Annotated in this window: 18 protein-coding genes; 12 read left to right on the top strand and 6 right to left on the bottom strand. The window is 64.3% G+C overall.

The genetic code is table 11. The features are described 5' to 3' along the window. Positions 1-33: 33 nt before the first annotated feature. The gene (locus E2A64_RS00990; protein WP_133282588.1) at positions 34-1035 is read right to left on the bottom strand and encodes an NAD(P)H-dependent glycerol-3-phosphate dehydrogenase; all 1002 of its coding nucleotides are present in this window, start codon (positions 1033-1035) and stop codon (positions 34-36) included. Positions 1036-1037: 2 nt separating this feature from the next. Beyond that, positions 1038-2156: a tRNA (adenosine(37)-N6)-threonylcarbamoyltransferase complex transferase subunit TsaD gene (tsaD, locus tag E2A64_RS00985; RefSeq protein ID WP_133282587.1), complete on the bottom strand. Its 1119-nt coding sequence runs from the start codon at positions 2154-2156 to the stop codon at positions 1038-1040. Between the two features lie 80 nt (positions 2157-2236). Here tsaD and hemC point away from each other — a divergent pair, with 80 nt between their 5' ends. From hemC to E2A64_RS00945, 8 genes are all read left to right on the top strand, one after another. Beyond that, positions 2237-3166, top strand: a complete 930-nt coding sequence (hemC, locus tag E2A64_RS00980; protein WP_133282586.1) for a hydroxymethylbilane synthase — start codon at positions 2237-2239, stop codon at positions 3164-3166. Between the two features lie 4 nt (positions 3167-3170). Further along, entirely contained in the window at positions 3171-3902 is a 732-nt protein-coding gene (locus tag E2A64_RS00975; RefSeq protein WP_158285656.1) for a uroporphyrinogen-III synthase, read from the top strand. 51 nt (positions 3903-3953) lie between these two features. Continuing rightward, positions 3954-5726 (top strand): mitofilin family membrane protein, encoded by a 1773-nt coding sequence (locus tag E2A64_RS00970; protein WP_133282584.1) that lies wholly within the window; start codon positions 3954-3956, stop codon positions 5724-5726. Between the two features lie 12 nt (positions 5727-5738). Next, the gene (locus E2A64_RS00965; protein WP_133282583.1) at positions 5739-7607 is read left to right on the top strand and encodes a heme biosynthesis protein HemY; all 1869 of its coding nucleotides are present in this window, start codon (positions 5739-5741) and stop codon (positions 7605-7607) included. A gap of 25 nt (positions 7608-7632) precedes the next feature. Further along, positions 7633-8109 (top strand): tellurite resistance TerB family protein, encoded by a 477-nt coding sequence (locus tag E2A64_RS00960; protein WP_133282582.1) that lies wholly within the window; start codon positions 7633-7635, stop codon positions 8107-8109. After that, positions 8106-8861, top strand: coding sequence for a glutamine amidotransferase (locus E2A64_RS00955; protein WP_133282581.1), 756 nt, complete (start codon positions 8106-8108; stop codon positions 8859-8861). Before E2A64_RS00960 ends, E2A64_RS00955 begins: the two co-directional genes overlap by 4 nt. A 92-nt stretch (positions 8862-8953) precedes the next feature. Continuing rightward, entirely contained in the window at positions 8954-9940 is a 987-nt protein-coding gene (gene denD, locus E2A64_RS00950; RefSeq protein WP_133282580.1) for a D-erythronate dehydrogenase, read from the top strand. Between the two features lie 15 nt (positions 9941-9955). Then, on the top strand, positions 9956-10738 hold the full coding sequence (locus E2A64_RS00945; protein WP_133282579.1) for a hydroxypyruvate isomerase family protein: 783 nt from the start codon (positions 9956-9958) through the stop codon (positions 10736-10738). On the opposite strand, the gene E2A64_RS00940 is transcribed toward E2A64_RS00945, so the two are convergent. After that, positions 10735-12006, bottom strand: a complete 1272-nt coding sequence (locus E2A64_RS00940) for an MFS transporter (RefSeq protein ID WP_133282578.1) — start codon at positions 12004-12006, stop codon at positions 10735-10737. The genes E2A64_RS00945 and E2A64_RS00940 overlap by 4 nt on opposite strands. A 104-nt stretch (positions 12007-12110) precedes the next feature. Here E2A64_RS00940 and E2A64_RS00935 point away from each other — a divergent pair, with 104 nt between their 5' ends. The 3 genes from E2A64_RS00935 (at position 12111) to E2A64_RS00925 (ending at position 13514) form a co-directional block, all read left to right on the top strand. Next, positions 12111-12782 (top strand): transglycosylase domain-containing protein, encoded by a 672-nt coding sequence (locus E2A64_RS00935; protein ID WP_133282577.1) that lies wholly within the window; start codon positions 12111-12113, stop codon positions 12780-12782. Positions 12783-12894: 112 nt separating this feature from the next. Then, entirely contained in the window at positions 12895-13194 is a 300-nt protein-coding gene (locus tag E2A64_RS00930; RefSeq protein ID WP_133282576.1) for a YggT family protein, read from the top strand. Between the two features lie 17 nt (positions 13195-13211). Continuing rightward, positions 13212-13514: a DUF167 family protein gene (locus E2A64_RS00925; RefSeq protein ID WP_133282575.1), complete on the top strand. Its 303-nt coding sequence runs from the start codon at positions 13212-13214 to the stop codon at positions 13512-13514. A gap of 7 nt (positions 13515-13521) precedes the next feature. Here E2A64_RS00925 and E2A64_RS00920 read toward each other — a convergent pair whose 3' ends face one another. Next, positions 13522-14691 carry a beta propeller repeat protein gene (locus E2A64_RS00920; RefSeq protein WP_133282574.1) on the bottom strand — a complete coding sequence of 390 codons (1170 nt, stop codon included), beginning with the start codon at positions 14689-14691 and terminating at the stop codon, positions 13522-13524. Between the two features lie 161 nt (positions 14692-14852). Here E2A64_RS00920 and E2A64_RS00915 point away from each other — a divergent pair, with 161 nt between their 5' ends. Continuing rightward, positions 14853-15335 (top strand): hypothetical protein, encoded by a 483-nt coding sequence (locus E2A64_RS00915; RefSeq protein ID WP_133282573.1) that lies wholly within the window; start codon positions 14853-14855, stop codon positions 15333-15335. Positions 15336-15389: 54 nt separating this feature from the next. Here E2A64_RS00915 and E2A64_RS00910 read toward each other — a convergent pair whose 3' ends face one another. Continuing rightward, positions 15390-16166, bottom strand: coding sequence for a succinate dehydrogenase iron-sulfur subunit (locus E2A64_RS00910; RefSeq protein WP_133284194.1), 777 nt, complete (start codon positions 16164-16166; stop codon positions 15390-15392). Positions 16167-16293: 127 nt separating this feature from the next. Then, entirely contained in the window at positions 16294-17064 is a 771-nt protein-coding gene (locus E2A64_RS00905; RefSeq protein WP_158285655.1) for a sulfotransferase family 2 domain-containing protein, read from the bottom strand. Between the last annotated feature and the right edge of the window lie 2 nt (positions 17065-17066).

Raw genomic sequence — 17066 nt, 5'->3', positions numbered from 1 at the left:
GTTTCTTTTGGCAATCGACGAGGCGGTTTAGACTCAAGCGGTTTCGGAGCGCAAGGGGCGCGACAGCAGGCGGTCGACGACGGTCGCCACATCTTCCTTTCCGGTCACCACCGCCGCTACCGCTTCCGTGACCGGCATCGGCACATGCAGCGCCGCCGCCGCCTTCGCCGCCGTGACCGCCGCATTGGCGCCTTCGACAAGCGGCTGGCCTTCGCCGGAAAGTTCGGAGGGAGACTGGCCACCGCCGACGGCCAGGCCGAAGCGGTAGTTGCGCGATTGCGCGCTGGTGGCTGTGAGCACCAGATCGCCGAGACCGGAAAGCCCGGCTGCGGTTTCCGGCCGGCCGCCGTTCGCGACGACAAAGCGGGTGAGTTCGGCCAGACCCCGGGCAATCAGCGCTGCCCGCGCGCTTTCCCCCAGGCCGGCACCGATCACGATGCCCGCGGCAATCGCCAGGACGTTCTTGAGCGCGCCGCCGAGCTGCACGCCTGTCATGTCGTCGCTGGCATAGAGCCGGAATGCCTTTCGCGAGAGCGTGGCTGCTATGCGGTCCGCGTCGGTCTGGCCGCTGGCCGCCAGGGTCATGGCCGTCGGCAGGCCGGAGGCGATGTCGGCGGCAAAGCCGGGACCGGAGAGGACCGAGATGACATGACCGGGCAGGCGATCGGCAAGCGCATCGGTGATCGTGTGGCCGGTCTCGCGGTCGAGCCCCTTGGCGCACATCACGATGGCTGCCGCAGACGCCAGATGCGGGGCGAGCCTGGTCGCGGTTTCGGCCTGCGCGGCGGAGGGAACGGCAAAAAGCACCGTGCCGTGCGTATGGATCGTGCTGTCATCGGCCGAGGGCACGAGGCCATCCGGCAGGGTCACGGAGGGCAGCCGCGGATTGGTGCGGCGTGCCGCCATCTCTGCCATCAGCCCGGGATCGCGGCCGTACAGGGTGACGGGTGCGTTCCGGTCCGCCAGCACGCAGCCGAGCGCGGTGCCGAAGGCGCCGGCGCCGATGATTCCGATCGAGTTGGTTCTGTCCGTCATCGTCATACTTTCGCGCCGCGCTTGCCGGAGCCCACCACAGTTTCCGCCTGTCGGTCGAGCGGCCAGCGCGAGCGCGGTGCCGTGTCGAGCGGATCGCCTTCGATACCGGCGGCACGCCGTTCGGCTGCAGCCCAGGCGATCATTGCCGCATTGTCGGTGCAGAGTTCCAGGGGTGGTGCCACGAGGCGGAACCCGTGTTTCTCCGCAGCCTCGGCCAAGGTGCTGCGCAAGGCCTTGTTGGCGGCCACGCCGCCGGCAATGACCAGTGCCCTGTCGGCTGTTGCGGGAAACCGTTCCGAGAAACGGGAGAAGGCGATATCGAGCCGGTCGGCCAGGCTCAGGCAGACCGCGCGCTGAAAGCTCGCGCAGATATCGCAAATCGTCTGGTCGGACACCGGCGCCTGGGCTTCGGCGAGCTGGCGGACGGCCGTCTTCAGGCCGGAAAAGGAGAAGTCGGGATCCGGCGTGCCCTTGAGCGGGACCGGCAGGCGGAAGCGTTTGGGGTCGCCGCCGCCGGCCGCCTTTTCGACGGCCGGGCCGCCGGGATAGGGCAGGCCAAGAAGCTTGGCTGTCTTGTCGAAGGCCTCGCCCAGGGCGTCGTCGATGGTGGTGCCCCAGCGCTCGTATTCGTCGACCCCCCTGACCAGTGCGATCTGCGTATGGCCGCCGGAGACGAGAAGCAACAGATAGGGAAAGTCGAGATTGTCGGTGAGGCGGGCGGTGAGCGCGTGGCCTTCGAGATGATTGACCGCATAAAGCGGCTTGCCGGTGACCTGCGCGAGGGCCTTTGCGGTCATCAGCCCGACCATCAGTCCGCCGATCAGGCCCGGCCCTGACGTGGCCGCGATGGCGTCCATGTCATCGAGCGTCCTGCCGGCGTCCGACAGCGCGGCCGCAACCAGCGAATCAAGCACGGAAACATGGGCGCGGGCGGCAATTTCCGGCACCACGCCACCATAGGCCGCGTGTTCCTCCAGCTGGCTGAAGACGACACTGGAGAGAATGTCGCCCGTTCCGTCCGGGCGGCGTAGAACCACCGAGGCGGCGGTTTCGTCGCAGCTCGTCTCAATTCCGAGGATGGTGGTTTCGGGCCCGCGAATGGAGGTTTCGGGGTGCGTCATCTTCTTCTGTCCGCTCCACGGAGTTGCGCCGGATCGCCAAGCGCTTTACGTCTCCTGCAGGTAGCAACCGACAGGATAGCATGCAAATGAAACCTTACCGGATCGGCACGAGGGGCAGTCCGCTGGCGCTGGCCCAGGCCCATGAAACGCGCGATCTTCTGATGAAGGCGCACGGCCTGGCCGAGGAGGATTTCGAGATCGTGGTACTGTCGACCCAGGGCGACCGGATCATCGACAGGTCGCTCTCGGAAATCGGCGGCAAGGGACTTTTCACCTTCGAGCTGGAAGAGCAGCTGGCGGACGGCCGGCTGGATTTCGCGGTCCATTCCTCCAAGGACATGGCGACCGGCCTGCCGGACGGCCTGGGCATCGTGGCCGCCCTCGAACGGGAAGACGTGCGCGACGCCTTCATCGGCAAGGCGGCCCCGACGCTTGCCGAACTGCCCGACAATGCAGTTGTCGGCACGTCGTCGCTGCGGCGGCAGGCGCTGGTCAAGCGGCTTCGTCCGGACATCACCGTGGTCGGCTTCCGCGGCCAGGTGGAAACCCGGCTGCGCAAACTATCCGAAGGGCAGGCGGATGCGACGCTTCTCGCCTATGCGGGCCTGCGGCGACTGGGCCGGCCGGAGATCGCCACCGCGGTGATCGACCCGGAGGATTTTCCCCCCGCGCCGGGGCAGGGCATCATCTGCATCGAAACGCGGCTCGATGACAGGCGCATCCGCGACTTCCTCGAGCCGATCAACCATGCCGCTTCAGCCACGGCCCTTGCCTGCGAGCGCGCATTTCTCGCGGTTCTCGACGGATCCTGCCGGACGCCGATCGCCGCCCATGCGAAGATCGGTGGTGCAGCGCTGAGCTTCCACGGCATGGTGCTGACACCGGACGGCGTGACCGTGCACGAGGTCCGCCTCGACGGCATGGCAGAGGATGCGGTCACCATCGGTCACAAGGCCGGCGAGGACGTCCGCGCCCGTGCCGGCGCCGGTTTCTTCGAAAGCTGGGTCTGAAGCAATGCGGGTGCTCGTAACCCGCCCGGAGCCCGCGGCGTATCGCACCGCAGAACGGCTGGTGGCGCTCGGTCACGAGCCGGTGCTCCTGCCGCTGTATGAAACCAGGCTTCTCGAACCGGAGCCCGGATTCACGGGGCGGCCCTGGCCGGCGCTGGTCTTCACATCCGCCAATGCGGTGAAGGCCGTCGGGAACCGTTTCGCCGCCGCCGGTCGACCGGTCTATACGGTCGGTGCGGCCACCGCTCAAGCGGCGCGCGGGGCCGGCTACGAGACTGTCCGCGCCGGTTCCGGTTCCGGCCGTGACCTCGCGGAACTGATCGCCGGGGAAGCAGCCTCCGGCGTGCTCGCAGCACCGGAAGGCGCACCTGTTCTCTACCTCACGACCGACGATCGCCGCCGGGACCTCGAGGAGGGACTGGCGAAGGCCGGCATTCCCGTCGAGGCCCTGTGCGTGTACCGGATGGAAGAAATAAGTTATACGACTGACTTTGTGCTTTCGGTTAAAATCACGCCACTCCCTGACGCCGTCCTGCTCTATTCGCCAAAGGCGGCGCGCCGCTTTTTCGAGCTTGTCGCCGCGCAAACCCTTGACTCTCCGGCAGGTGGCACGATCGTCAGCTGTCTTTCGGCAGATGTTGCCGCAGCGTGTCCCCGATCGCTCGGCGATGGCATACGAATTGCCGAGGCTCCCAACGAGGCGGCCCTCCTTGAAACCTTGGGTTCACTGCGCTGATTTAAGGGCCATGTTCCCAATTCGCGAGACGCTCGCCTACCTGGAGATTTCATGACCAAGCCGACCACGCCGCGCCATTCTAAAAAGTCCAAGCCGGTCACCATCGATCTCGAGGCGGAAAACGTGACCCGCGCCGAAGAGGGAAGCGACGGCAAGGACGAGGTTTCCGCAACCGCTCCGCAGACGCCCCCTTCCTCGGATGACCGCAGCGCGGCGCCGAAGGGCGAGAACCCCGGCAAGCCGGAGGATGCCAAGCGCGGCAGTGTCGACAAAAGCGCTGCGAGCGGGCTCGGTGCGGCTTCGGCGACAGATGTGAAAAGGGACGCCCCGAAGTCGCAAGATGCAAGGACAGGTGCCGGCGCCACGGCAGCCAGCGGGCTTGCAGCATCCCAGACGGGTCAGGCAGGAAAATCGTCGCCCGGGCATGACACGTCGAGCTTCGACGGCAAGCCGACCACCGCCTCGGCGATGGGGTCGGCCTCTTCGGCTGCGGCGGCCTCCGCCGGCGCAAAGTCGACATCCGTGCCGGGTACCGCCTCCGCGTCGACGACCGGCGACGACACCAGGGCGTCGGCCAGCTCATCCGGGAAAACCTCGGGTTCGTCCGGCGGCCGCTCCGGAGGAGCTTTCGTCGGGGGCGTGGTCGGTGCGGCCCTCGGCGTCGTTGCGCTGTTCGGCCTGCAGGCTGTCAACATGCTTCCCGCTCCCGGCGGATCGTCCGGCGGGACCGAAACGGCATCGCTGGAAAACGAGATTTCGACGCTCCGTGCGAGCCTCGACGACTTGCGTACAAGCGTGGCCGCGGTACCGGGTGCGACCGACAATTCCGATATCACGAGCCGGCTCGATGCGCTCGAAGCCGGCGCCGGGACGACGGATGCCGGCTCCGCGCTGAGCGAACTCTCCAGCCGGCTGGACCAGATTTCCGAAAAGGTCGACGGTCTGACCGGTGCGGCGGGCGGAGATGCGGCAGGTATCCGCGAGGAGATCGCCGGACTTTCGGGCCGTGTGGACGACATGTCGGGGAATGTTGCCGATCTGCAGACCCGGCTCGGCGCGTTGAACGGGCGCATCGATGGTATCGAGAAAGGCCAGTCCGATCTGTCAGCGTCTCTCGGCGACAGGCTCGCGAAGGCCGAGCAGGCCATCGAGGACCCCGGGCGCGAGCTCGAGATGGCCAAGGCGATCGCCGTTTCAGGCCTGAAATCGGCGGTCGATCGCGGCGGTTCCTTCGCGCCTGAACTCGAAGCCTTCGCTTCGGTCGCGCCGGACAATCCGGCGATCGGCAGGCTGCGCGAATTCGCCGCCTCCGGAGTGCCGACGCAGGGCGAACTCGTGGAACGGTTCCCCGATGCCGCCAAAGAGATGATCGCGGCGATGGACCCGGTTTCCGAGAATGCCGGAATCCTCGACCGACTGGCAGCGAGCGCGAAATCCATGGTCACGGTCCGCAAGGTCGGTGATGTGGAGGGCGACAGCACCGAAGCGATCGCCGCGCGGCTCGAATATCAGCTGAAGAACGGCAATCTCGATGCGGCCGTCGCCGAATGGGATGCCCTTCCTGAAAAGGCCAGGGATGCGGCACCCGCGTTCGGCCAGGGCCTCAAGGCCCGTGCGGAGGTGGAGAAGCTCCTGACGGACGTTCAGCTTCCGGCGGTTGCACAGAGCCAGCCCGAGATTGCCCCCGCGCCTGCGGATGAGGCCGCATCTCCGGATGCGACAGGGGAGACCGCGCCGGATGCGGAAGCGCCGGCCGAGAACACTGCGGGTGGATCGTCAGGCAGTGGCGAAATGTCCGGCGATATGCCGGCGCAGAGCGAATAAGGAGAGAACACCATGATCAAGATCCTCTTCTTCGTCGTTCTCGTCTTGGCGCTGGCCTTCGGTTTCGCCTGGGTGGCCGATCATCCGGGCGACCTGACGCTCAACGTGGACGGCAACCAGATCGAGATGTCGCTGATGACCGCGGTGGCGGCCATCGTGTCGATTGTTGCCGCGGTGATGATCCTGTGGTGGATCGTCAAGGTGATCTGGACCTCCCCGCACATGATCCGCCGCTATTTCCGCGCCTCGCGCAGGGATCGCGGCTATCAGGCGCTTTCGACGGGCCTGATCGCCGCAGGGGCGGGCGACGCGCCGACCGCACACAAGATGACCAAGCGCACTAAGAGCTTCCTGAATGCCGATCAGGAGCCTCTGATCCACCTTCTGGAGGTGCAGACCGCGCTGATCGAAGGCCGCAACGACGAGGCCCGCAAGATGTTCGAGGATCTCGCGGAAGATCCCGAGACGCGTCTTCTGGGCCTGCGCGGCCTTTACCTCGAAGCCCGCCGCCAGGGTGCCGACGAAGCTGCCCGTCACTATGCCGATGTGGCGGCCGAACAGGCGCCGCAACTACCCTGGGCGGGCGAAGCGGCACTCTCCAACCGGACGGTGGAAGGCGACTGGAACGCGGCCCTTTCGCTTCTCGACAAGCAGCGTCTTGCCGGAATGTATCCGAAGAACGAAGTGAGCCGTAAGCGCGCGGTGCTTCTGACCGCGCGTGCCAAGGACAAGGCGGAAGCCGATCCGGCGGCCGCGCGCATCGATGCACTGGCCGCGCTCAAGCTCGAGCCGGACTTCGTGCCGGCAGCCCTCATCGCCGCGCAGGCGCTGTTCCGGGAGGACAAGACGCGGCGCGGCGCCAAGCTTCTCGAATCCGCCTGGCGCGCCGAACAGCATCCCGACATTGCCGAAGCCTATGTGAATGCACGGCTCGGCGATACGCCCAACGACAAGCTGAAGCGGGCGCAGAAGCTCGAACAGCTGCGTCCCAACAATGCCGAATCGTTCTATGCGGTGGCCCGGGCAGCGCTCGATGCGCGCCGCTTCGAACTGGCGCGGGAAAAGGCGGAGGCGGCGTCCCGGCTCGCGCCACGGGAAGGGATCTATCTGCTCCTCGCCGATATCGAGGAGGCAGAAACTGGCGACCAGGGCCGTGTCCGGCACTGGCTCTCGGCGGCGCTACGCGCGCCACGCGATCCGGCCTGGACGACCGACGGCCTCGTCTCGGAGGAGTGGGAGCCCGTTTCACCGGTTACCGGCAGGCTCGACGCCTTCGAATGGAAGGTTCCGGTCGCGCGTATCGGCGGCACCATCGATAATCGCGAGGAAGGATCCGCGCCCGCCGACAAGGCGATCGCCAGCCTGCCGCCGCTTGCCGCGGAAGAAGACCATGACGATCTCGACGAAAGCGATGACGAAATCGTCGAGGCGGTTACACCTGTCATCGAAGCCGAGCCGGTCAGCACGGAAAAGCCCAGGCCGTCACGGGTGGCGGTGAAGCCGAGCGAGCCGAAGCGGGAACCTGCGACGGCCGGTGAGCCTGCCAAGGTGACCCCGCTGACCGGTGCGCCGGAGCCGAAGGCATCCGGCCTCGGCATCGAGGAGACCGCCAGGCCGGCGACGAACGTGACGGCTGCCGTCGCTAAAACACCTGCCGCGGACAAAAAGGCCGCCATGCCGGATGAGAAGGCGAAAAAGGTCGAAACCGCCGAGCGGGTACCTATATCGCAGGACAAGCCCGTGCCTTCCGGCGCGAAAAGCAATCAAGAGCCCGGAAAGGCGCAGGAGGAGGACCACGCCTTCCTCAAGCATCTTCCGGACGATCCGGGAATCGACGAGACTGCCGAACCCGAGACGAAACAGAGGTTCCGGCTGTTCTAGCCGGAACCGGGACAAGGCCCGCCGCATGTTCGATATACTTCGTGACTTCATCAACGGCCTCTCGGAAGGAGAGAGCCGCAGCAAATCCCCCCGTGACAATGCCGATGTCGCCGCCGTGGCCCTCTTCTTCTCGGTGATCGGCGCGGACGGTGAGGTGACCTCCGCCGAGCGCGCAATGCTGCGCGATCTGGTTGCGCAGGGTTATGCCGATTCAGATGCCGACATCCGCGATCTTCTGAGGGAGGCCGAGGCGGCGGATCGTGATTCCGTCGATCTCTATTCCTTCACCAGCGTGCTCAATCGCAAACTGGAGCCGGAAGAGAAGATCCATTTCATCGAGCTATTGTGGGAACTCGCCTATGCCGATGGCGAGCGGCACGAGCTCGAGGACCACGTGGTCTGGCGCATTGCCGACCTGATGGGCGTGGATGGCCGCGACCGGGTGTTTGCCCGTCAACGTGTCGCCGAACGCCGGGGCATAACGGGGGAAACGGACGCGTGACACGTCACGATCATTCGCTGGGGCAAAAACCGCGCATTCTCGTCGTTCTCCACCAGGAGAGTTCCAGCGCCGGCCGGGTGGGGCAGGTGCTCATCAGGATGGGCTATGACCTCGATATCCGCCGTCCGGTTCTGGGCGATCCGCTGCCGAGCTCCCTCGAGCGGCATGCCGGCTCGGTGATTTTCGGCGGTCCGATGAGCGCCAATGACGACGACATCGAGGGTATCCGCACAGAGACTGCGTGGATGGAAACGGTTCTCAAATCGGGCAAGCCCTATCTCGGGATCTGTCTCGGCGCGCAGATCCTCGCGCGGCATCTCGGTGCGAAGGTCTATGGGCGCGAGGATGGCCATGTGGAGATCGGCTGGTATCCGATCCATCCCACCGAAGCCGGCAGCGCGCTGATGACCTGGCCATCGATGGTCTACCAGTTCCATCGCGAGGGTTTCGAACTGCCCGAAGGCGGCGAGCTTCTGGCCTGTTCGGAGGCCTATCCCAACCAGGCCTTCCGCTACGGCGAGAACGCCTGGGGCATCCAGTTTCATGCGGAACTGACGCTGGCGATGATGCACCGCTGGGCCGTCCGCGGTGCGCAGCGATTCGAGTTGCCGGGTGCTCAGCTGGGTGCCGCTCACCTGTCCGGCCGCCTTGTCCACGATGCAGCGCTTTTCGAGTGGCTCAACCGCTTCCTCATGCGGGTATACGGCCCGGCCTCTGCGCATGGCCGGACAATCGCGTCCAGTTCGCTCTAGGACCGGCTCGGCGACGGGTATTCAAGAAAAGCCCGAAACATGCGTGACACCTTCGTTCCGACTGGGCTAGTTTTCGGGAGGAGGATTTTTGCATGCATGTCATGATCATTGGAGCTGCGGGCATGATCGGCCGCAAGCTGATGGCCGCTCTGGCTCGACAGGGCGCAATCGGCGGTCAGGCGATCGGGCGGTTGACCGGCGTGGATATCGTCACGCCCGACATGCCGGATTTCTCCGGCGGAGGCGAAGCGATCGCAGCGGATCTTTCGGCCGATGGCGCCGCCGAGCGGCTTGTCGCCTCCCGGCCCGATCTCATCTTCCATCTCGCGGCGATCGTCTCAGGCGAGGCGGAAAGCGATTTCGAAAAAGGCTATCGCATCAACATGGACGGCACGCGGGCGCTGTTCGAGGCGATCCGGCGCGAAGGCGAGAAGCGGGCCTGGTGTCCGAAGGTGGTGTTCACCTCGTCCATCGCCGTCTTCGGCGAGCCGTTGCCGGAAGAGATCGACGACACGTTCGTCCTTGCGCCGCTGACGAGCTACGGAACGCAGAAGGCGATCGGCGAATTGCTGCTGGCCGATTATTCGCGTCGCGGCTTTCTCGATGGAATCGGTATTCGTCTGCCGACGATCACCGTCAGGCCGGGAAAACCCAACCTCGCGGCCTCCAGCTTCTTCTCCTCGATCCTGCGCGAACCGCTTTCCGGCAAGCCGGCAATCCTGCCGGTCGACGAGAGCCTGCGTCACTGGTTCGCCAGCCCGCGCGCGGCCGTCGGCTTCCTCCTGCATGCGGCGGAGCTCGATACCGGAACGCTCGGCGCCCGACGCACGCTTTCGATGCCTGGGCTTTCGGCAACCGTCGGCGAGGCGATCGAGGCGCTCAGGCGGATCGCGGGCGACAGGGCAGCCGATCTCATTCGCCGGGAACCGGACGAAGCCGTTGCGCGGATCGTCGCAAGCTGGCCGAAGAAGTTCGCCGCCCATCGGGCAACCGAACTCGGGTTCAGGGCCGAGACCTCGTTCGACGAGATCATCCACGCCCATATCGAGGATGAGCTGGACGGCAACCTGCCGGCGTAGCGGAGAGGTCAGCGCATGCCGAAATTCTCAGCCAATCTCGGTTTTCTCTGGCCCGGGCTCGACTTGCCCGCGAAGCTGCAGGCGGCCGCAAAGGCAGGCTTCCGGACTGTCGAACTGCATTGGCCCTACGAGATGCCGGCCGCGGATCTGCGCAAACATCTCGATGATGCGGGGCTTGCGCTATTCGGGCTCAACACGCCGGTCGGACATGCCGGGAACGGCGATTTCGGGCTTGCCGCGCAGCCGGGGCGGGAGGACGAGTTTCGCGACACGTTTCGCAATACGCTCGAATACGCGCGCAAGGCGGGGGCCTCGGCGATCCATGTGATGGCCGGGACCGTAACGCCGGAAACGCGAATGAAGGCCAGCGACGTGCTTGTCGGGAATCTCGTTCATGCCGCTGCCTCGGCCCCCGACATGACGCTATTGCTCGAACCGATCAACCAGCGGGACAAGCCGGGCTATTTCTATTCGACGATCGCCGAGGCGGTGAAGATCATCGGCGCAGTGGGCACGGCGAACGTCAAGGTGATGTTCGACTGCTACCATGTCGGCGTCACCGGCGGGGCCGACGATGTGGTTCCGCGGCTCGAGGAATTCATCGACGACATCCACCATGTCCAGATCGCCGCCGTCGACAGCCGCGCCGAGCCGGACGAGGGCGATCTCGATTACCGGACAGTGTTCAGCGCACTCGAGCGGCTCGGCTATGAGGGCCGGATCGGCTGCGAGTACAAGCCGCGCGGGGATACTGACGAGGGACTTGCCTGGGTGAAGACGCTCGGCGTCGCGCTTTAGGGCGCCGAGACTTCCTCCAGCGTCTTGCGTTCGCGTTCGAGTGTCTGGATGGTCCTGAGCTGCGGGAACATCCAGGCCCAAAGGCCGGCCACGCCGACAGCCGCGACGCCGCCGAGCGTGACGGCGGCAACGGGACCGATGAAGGCCGCCATGGTGCCGGCGCGAAACTCGCCCAGCTCGTTGGATGCGCCGATGAAGACCATGTTGACCGCGCTCACGCGGCCGAGCAGTTCGTCGGGCGTCCAGAGCTGGATCAGCGTCTGGCGGACATAAACCGAAATCGTATCGGCGGCTCCGAGACAAGCCAGTGCCAGAAGCGAAACCTCCATATTGGTGGAAAGCCCGAAGACAATCGTCGCCAGCCCGAAAAGTCCGACACCGATGAACATCTTGATGCCGGCACCGGTCTTGATCGGGCGGGAGGCGAGGTAGAGGGCCATCAGCACTGCGCCGACGCCGGGGCTTGCGCGCAACAGGCCGAGCCCGACGGGCCCGAGTTCGAGAATGTCACGGGCATAGACGGGCATCAGCGCAATCGCGCCGCCCAGAAGGACTGCAAACATGTCGAGCGATATGGCGCCGAAGACCACCCGCTCGCGGCGGATGTAGCGGAAGCCCGCCATCAGGCTGTCCCAATTCTGTTTCTCGCGGCTGATCCGGTGCGGTTGGGCGGGGACGAGAGAAATCGCCGTCGCCGCCATGAGCAGGAAGACCATGCCGGTCACATAGGGCACCAGCGGCCCGAGGCCGTAGAGAAGTCCGCCGACCACCGGTCCGACGACCCCTGCGGTCTGCCAGGCGCTGGAATTCCAGGCGACCGCGTTCGGCAGATCCTTCGCCGGCACGAGGTTGGGCGCAAGAGCCTGTGCTGCAGGGCCGAGAAAGGCGCGGGCGATGCCCATCACCAGAAGCACGGCGAAGATCGGCAGCGGCGAGGTGAGCCCCGCCCAGGTGATCAGCAGCAGAACCAGAACGCTGACGGCTTCGACCAGGTCACAGCCGAGAATGATGCCGCGCCGGCTGAAGCGGTCGGCCACCGAACCGGTGACGAGGATCAGGAGAAGAGCGGGCGCGAACTGGATCAGTCCCACGAGGCCCAGGTCGAAAGGGTCGCGGGTCAGATCGTAGATCTGCCAGCCGACCGAGACGATGACGATCTGCAGAGCGAAGTAGGAGAGAAACCGGGCGAGGAAATAGCGCGCATAGGCCTTGTGGCGGAAAGCGGCAAAGCGGTCTTCGACGGGAGCGGCTGCGGGAGATGTTGGCATCGGGGAAAGTTCCGGGGTGAGAGCGGCAGTCTTTGCACCTTTGCGGCGAGAAGTCGAGCGGCCTCATCTTGGCTTTGCCATAAACGCTCGCTAATTCAGCAAGCATGAAAAAGCTTTTGAGGATCTCGCTCCGCCTGCTCGGGCTGCTCATTCTCCTCCTTTTCGCTGTGATCCTGTGGTCCGGCGGAAAGGGCTATTACGATGCGCTGGCCGATTCCGGCGCTCTTGCCGAGCGAGCCGATCGGCTGATCGAGGATGGCAGGGGCGGCACCTCGCTCGGGGAGAGCCAGCTCGCCATTCTCATCAAGGTGCAGGATCCGGGCTTCGGGAACCACAAGGGTGTGGACCTGACCACGCCGGGCGCGGGGTTGACCACGATCACCCAGTCGCTCTCCAAACGCCTCGCCTTCGAGACTTTCCAGCCGGGTTTCGCCAAGATCCGGCAGACCGGCTATGCGCTGGGACTGGAGGCGAGGCTGGGCAAGCAGCAGATTCTCGCCCTGTGGCTTGCCACCGTGCCGATGGGCGAGGGGCCGGATGGCTGGATCACCGGGTTTCATGCGGCAAGCCAGGCGATCTATGACCGCGCGCCCCCGGAGCTCGATCGCGACGAATTTCTGCGGCTGGTCGCGGTGCTTATCGCGCCGGGCGCCTACGATCTTTCAGGTGCGGATACGAAACTCGATGATCGTGTGAGCCGCATCGAGAAACTGATCGCGGGCGAGTGCAGGCCGACCGGCCTGAATGACGTCTGGCTCGAGGCTTGCGGCAACTAGCGATTTGCCTTGCGGCAACAAAGCCCGGCCTTGCGGGCTTGCCGCACCGGAAGTGAATGGCTACATGTCACAAAACTCAGGGGCCTTGCCGCCCCCAAGTCCGGAGCCGAACATGTTTGCCCTTTTCGTGACGATCGACGTTGCCCTGAACCTCTACTCCTGGCTTCTGATCGCCAGCGCCATCTTCTCGTGGCTCTATGCCTTCAACGTCGTCAATCCCAATAACCGCTTTGTCGGCATGATCGGCGAATTCCTCTACCGCGTCACCGAACCGGCGCTGCGGCCGATCCGGCGTATCCTGCCCGATCTCGGCGGCATCGACATCTCGCCGATCGTGCTGCTTCTCATCATCATGTTCCTGCGCACCTTCCTCAGGACCTCGATCGCGCCCGCCTTCGGCGTTCTCTACTAGGCGTGACAGCCGGCTGGATGACGAGGCTCGAGGGCCGCATCCGTTTCGAGGTGCGGCTCACGCCCAATGCCGGTCGCGACGAGGTGTCGGGTCTTGGCGAAGATGCGGATGGCAAGCCGCATCTCAAGATACGTGTGACGGCGATCCCGGAAAAGGGAAAGGCCAACAAGGCGCTCATTGCGCTTCTCTCGAAGAGCCTGCGCGTCCCCAAGGGCGCAATCGCTATCGTCTCGGGCGAGACGAACCGCGTGAAGACCCTCGAGATCGAGGGCCAGCCGGCCGAAATCGAAACCGCGTTGAACGAACTGGTGGCCGGCTAGCGCGGGCTCATGCGACTTCGATGATCTCCACGGACAGGACCGTCGGCAAATGGCGGGCGATTTCCTCCCACCTGTCGCCCTCGTCGAAACTGGCGAAGACGGAGCCGCTATTGGTGCCGAAATAGACGCCGGCCGGCTCCTGACGGTCCGTCGCCATGGCCTGGCGCAGGACGGTGAAATAGCAGCCCTTTTGCGGCAGCCCGTCGCGCAGCGCTTCCCAGCTCGCCCCGCCATCGCGCGAGCGCCAGACGGCCGCCGCGGCGTCGATCGGGAAACGCTGGAAGTCGGTATTGAGCGGCAGCGTCCATAGCGTGTCGGCATCGCGCGGATGAACGGAGACAGGAAAGCCGAAGGTCGAGGGCAGGCCGGCCGTAACGTCCTGCCAGCTGCGCCCGCCGTCCGGGCTGCGATACACGCCGTGATGGTTCTGCTGGTAGAGAATCTCGCTGGTCTCGCCGGGCGCCTTGACCATGTTGTGCACGCAGAGCCCCGTCGCCCCATCCGCCGTCCCGTCCGTCAGTCCGGCAGGATGGTCGTGCCCGTCGCAGGCTTCGGCATTGGCGAGACGGTTGCGGCTTTCCCAGCTTTCGCCGCCGTCCTCGGAGGCGAAGACGCCGGCCGCCGAAATCGCCAGCCAGACTTTCCGCGGGTCGGTACAGTCGGGCACGATCGTATGCAGCGTCAGGCCCGCGCCGCCGGGGTTCCAGCTTCCACGGTCCGGATGCTTGTTGAAACTGTCGACCGGCTGCCATGCCAGGCCGTCGTCGGTGCTCCGGAACAGCGCGCCGGGCTTGCCGCCGGCCCAGAGGACGCCCGGCCCCGGCGCGATCGACCAGATCGTCTGCACCACGTCGTCGAACTCGGTTCCGGGATCGGACCAGCCGATCATCTCGGCGAATTCGGCATCATTGGCCGCCCATTCGTCCATGCTGCCGCGCGAGAGCTTGACGAGCGTCCAGGTCTCGCCGCGATCGGTCGATCGCCATATGCCGGCGCCGGTCCATTCGCTGCCGCCACCGGCCCAGAGCGTGCCGGACGCGGGGTCGCCCTTGATGTGGTTGATCACCCAGCCGTCGCAATAGGGTCCGCGCACGGCCCAGCCGCCGCGCGAGCCGTCATCATCGATGATAAAGGCTCCCTTGGTGGTCCCTATCAGAACGCTCACGCCGCTCGCCATGCCCACTCCTCCCTCGAAAAGACGGGCAAAATATCACGATGCACGGAAAGCGGGTAGTGGGGATTAGAAATTGCTTGAATGTTCGCCATAAGAACCGCATATGTTCTACATCAGTGCATGTTGAGAATATTTGTCCGATTTAAAAAAACGCGGGTGCGAATATGAAACTTGAGAATGCAAAAAAAGCTGTAAAGAGCCGCTTAGCCCAGATAGCCGATACCCTTACACAACAGAATCGATCTTTTACGACTGCCGAGGTCTTTGCGGAATTCAATAAAAGCGTCGATCGACTCAGTGATGAAGAGAGAAGTGTTCTTATTGGTGTGGGTGCAAGAGTGCTGGCTGGGCGACTGCCAACTAGCAGGTCGGCAGTTAATTGGCAAAGTCCAACTATCGCGGGATTAGGCCTTCCCAAATGTATGAGGTTAAAGCTGAAGGGGTCGGATGGAAAATACCATAGCCGTAACTACCCAGTCGGGGACATTACGCGAAGCATGATTGAAGAGCACCTAAGTGCGCCTTCTGCGGCAAAGGAAGAGAAAGATAGCAATCAATCTCAACGGGAAAAGTTGAAAGCGATTTTGGATGATATGAAGAAGGTCAACTATGCCGAAGATGGGAGGCTATTAGATTATCGAGGCTGAAAAACAAAAAAGGGGAGCCTGAGCTCCCCTTCATATTCGCGAATGGCCGAGCCGCTAGACCCTGCGTTCCACCATCATCTTCTTGATTTCCGCAATCGCCTTGGCCGGGTTGAGCCCCTTGGGGCACGCCTGGGTGCAGTTCATGATGGTGTGGCAGCGGTAGAGGCGGAACGGGTCCTCGAGATTGTCGAGGCGTTCGCCGGTGGCTTCGTCTCTCGAGTCGATCAGCCAGCGATAGGCCTGCAACAGCACGGCGGGGCCGAGATAGCGATCGCCGTTCCACCAGTAGCTCGGGCACGAGGTCGAGCAGCAGGCGCAGAGGATGCACTCGTAGAGGCCGTCGAGCTTGGAGCGGTCCTCATGGCTCTGCTTCCACTCCTTGGCCGGTTCCGGCGTGGTGGTCTGCAGCCAGGGCTCGATCGAGCGGTGCTGGGCGTAGAAGGTCGTCAGATCCGGGATCAGGTCCTTGACCACCGGCATGTGCGGCAGCGGATAGACCTTCACGGCCCCGTCGATCTCGTCCATGCCCTTGGTGCAGGCAAGCGTGTTGGTCCCGTCGATATTCATCGCGCAGGACCCGCAGATGCCCTCACGGCAGGAGCGGCGGAGCGTCAGCGTCGAATCGATCTTGTTCTTGATGTACAAGAGCGCGTCGAGGACCATCGGTCCGCAATCGTCGAGATCGATATAGAAGGTGTCGAGACGCGGGTTCTTTCCGTCGTCCGGCGACCAGCGGTAGACCTTGAACTCGCGGACGTTCTTGCCGTCCGGCTTCGGCCAGGTCTTGCCCTCGGAAACAACCGAGTTCTTTGGAAGTGTGAGTTCAACCATCATAGAACCTCATAATTTGAGAGGTGGCGCCGTGTTGCGCCGGTCGCGGCCTGCAGGAAGCGGCATGCCGCTTCTTTACCTGACTTGGCAGCGCAAACATCCCGCACGTCTTGAAGCATCTCAGGCATCAGGCCGTCACCCGTCCCGTCGTCTGCGAACCGAAGTCGAATTCCGCATAATCGAGGAAGTAGAGATCCTTGATCACTTCGATGTCTTCCTCGGAGATCGCCAGAGCCGTTTTCGGCGTGGCATTGAGGCTCGGCAGAGGCAAGATCGCGGCAAGCAGGCCATCCTCCACGCCATAGGCCCGCAGGGTCTCCGGCAACGCCTCGTTCAACTGTTCAAGGTGGAGCACGTCCGTAAAGCGGACTGTTGCCTTGCGAACGGCCAGGGCCTGGGGCACCAGGTGCAAATCCCAGGTCAAGCCGGTCCGTTGAAGGCCGCGGACGAAATCGCCAAACGAAATCGCCGACCAAAGTCTCGCCATTTGCGCCCGGCGGCCATCCTGGCCCTTCAGCCGGGCCGCTGCCTTGAACATGCCGGCCCTGAAATAGGTAAGCTTGTCGAAGAAGCGGGCATAGACATAAAGCCGGTATCGGTAATTCGACATCAGGCGGCCTTCGGGCGCGCGAATAATCGTGAAGGTCCGAAAGCCCTGGTGCATGCCGAGGAACTTCGGCAAATTCGCGTCGGTGAGCCGAAACCATGCCGCATCGGTGACGGGTGCGGCACCCGTCCCGGTCCAGTCTTGCTCCGGCTGAACGCCTTGCTCGCCATATAGCTTGACCAAAACGGTCCGCATCGTGGTCGAACCGCATTTGGGGACGGGAAAATACATGAAACGATGACGATAGGAGACGAACACGGAGATGTTCGCCGTCCGGGGGTCAACGATCATGT

The sequence above is a fragment of the Pseudohoeflea suaedae genome (genome assembly GCF_004354915.1).
Classification (GTDB): Bacteria; Pseudomonadota; Alphaproteobacteria; order Rhizobiales; family Rhizobiaceae; genus Pseudohoeflea; species Pseudohoeflea suaedae.
This window is presented reverse-complemented; position numbering and strand designations above follow the sequence as displayed.

Bases quoted from the DNA above. Each gene is read 5' to 3' on its own strand.
- E2A64_RS00940 (WP_133282578.1), bottom strand. From the start codon at position 12,006: ATGCCAACATCTCCCGCAGCCGCTCCCGTCGAAGACCGCTTTGCCGCT.
- E2A64_RS00915 (WP_133282573.1), top strand. From the start codon at position 14,853: ATGAAACTTGAGAATGCAAAAAAAGCTGTAAAGAGCCGCTTAGCCCAG.
- E2A64_RS00975 (WP_158285656.1), top strand. From the start codon at position 3,171: ATGCGGGTGCTCGTAACCCGCCCGGAGCCCGCGGCGTATCGCACCGCA.
- E2A64_RS00930 (WP_133282576.1), top strand. From the start codon at position 12,895: ATGTTTGCCCTTTTCGTGACGATCGACGTTGCCCTGAACCTCTACTCC.
- tsaD (WP_133282587.1), bottom strand. From the start codon at position 2,156: ATGACGCACCCCGAAACCTCCATTCGCGGGCCCGAAACCACCATCCTC.
- E2A64_RS00935 (WP_133282577.1), top strand. From the start codon at position 12,111: ATGAAAAAGCTTTTGAGGATCTCGCTCCGCCTGCTCGGGCTGCTCATT.
- E2A64_RS00965 (WP_133282583.1), top strand. From the start codon at position 5,739: ATGATCAAGATCCTCTTCTTCGTCGTTCTCGTCTTGGCGCTGGCCTTC.
- E2A64_RS00910 (WP_133284194.1), bottom strand. From the start codon at position 16,166: ATGGTTGAACTCACACTTCCAAAGAACTCGGTTGTTTCCGAGGGCAAG.
- E2A64_RS00905 (WP_158285655.1), bottom strand. From the start codon at position 17,064: ATGATCGTTGACCCCCGGACGGCGAACATCTCCGTGTTCGTCTCCTAT.
- E2A64_RS00945 (WP_133282579.1), top strand. From the start codon at position 9,956: ATGCCGAAATTCTCAGCCAATCTCGGTTTTCTCTGGCCCGGGCTCGAC.
- E2A64_RS00960 (WP_133282582.1), top strand. From the start codon at position 7,633: ATGTTCGATATACTTCGTGACTTCATCAACGGCCTCTCGGAAGGAGAG.
- hemC (WP_133282586.1), top strand. From the start codon at position 2,237: ATGCAAATGAAACCTTACCGGATCGGCACGAGGGGCAGTCCGCTGGCG.
- E2A64_RS00970 (WP_133282584.1), top strand. From the start codon at position 3,954: ATGACCAAGCCGACCACGCCGCGCCATTCTAAAAAGTCCAAGCCGGTC.
- E2A64_RS00990 (WP_133282588.1), bottom strand. From the start codon at position 1,035: ATGACGGACAGAACCAACTCGATCGGAATCATCGGCGCCGGCGCCTTC.
- E2A64_RS00925 (WP_133282575.1), top strand. From the start codon at position 13,212: ATGACGAGGCTCGAGGGCCGCATCCGTTTCGAGGTGCGGCTCACGCCC.
- E2A64_RS00920 (WP_133282574.1), bottom strand. From the start codon at position 14,691: ATGGCGAGCGGCGTGAGCGTTCTGATAGGGACCACCAAGGGAGCCTTT.
- denD (WP_133282580.1), top strand. From the start codon at position 8,954: ATGCATGTCATGATCATTGGAGCTGCGGGCATGATCGGCCGCAAGCTG.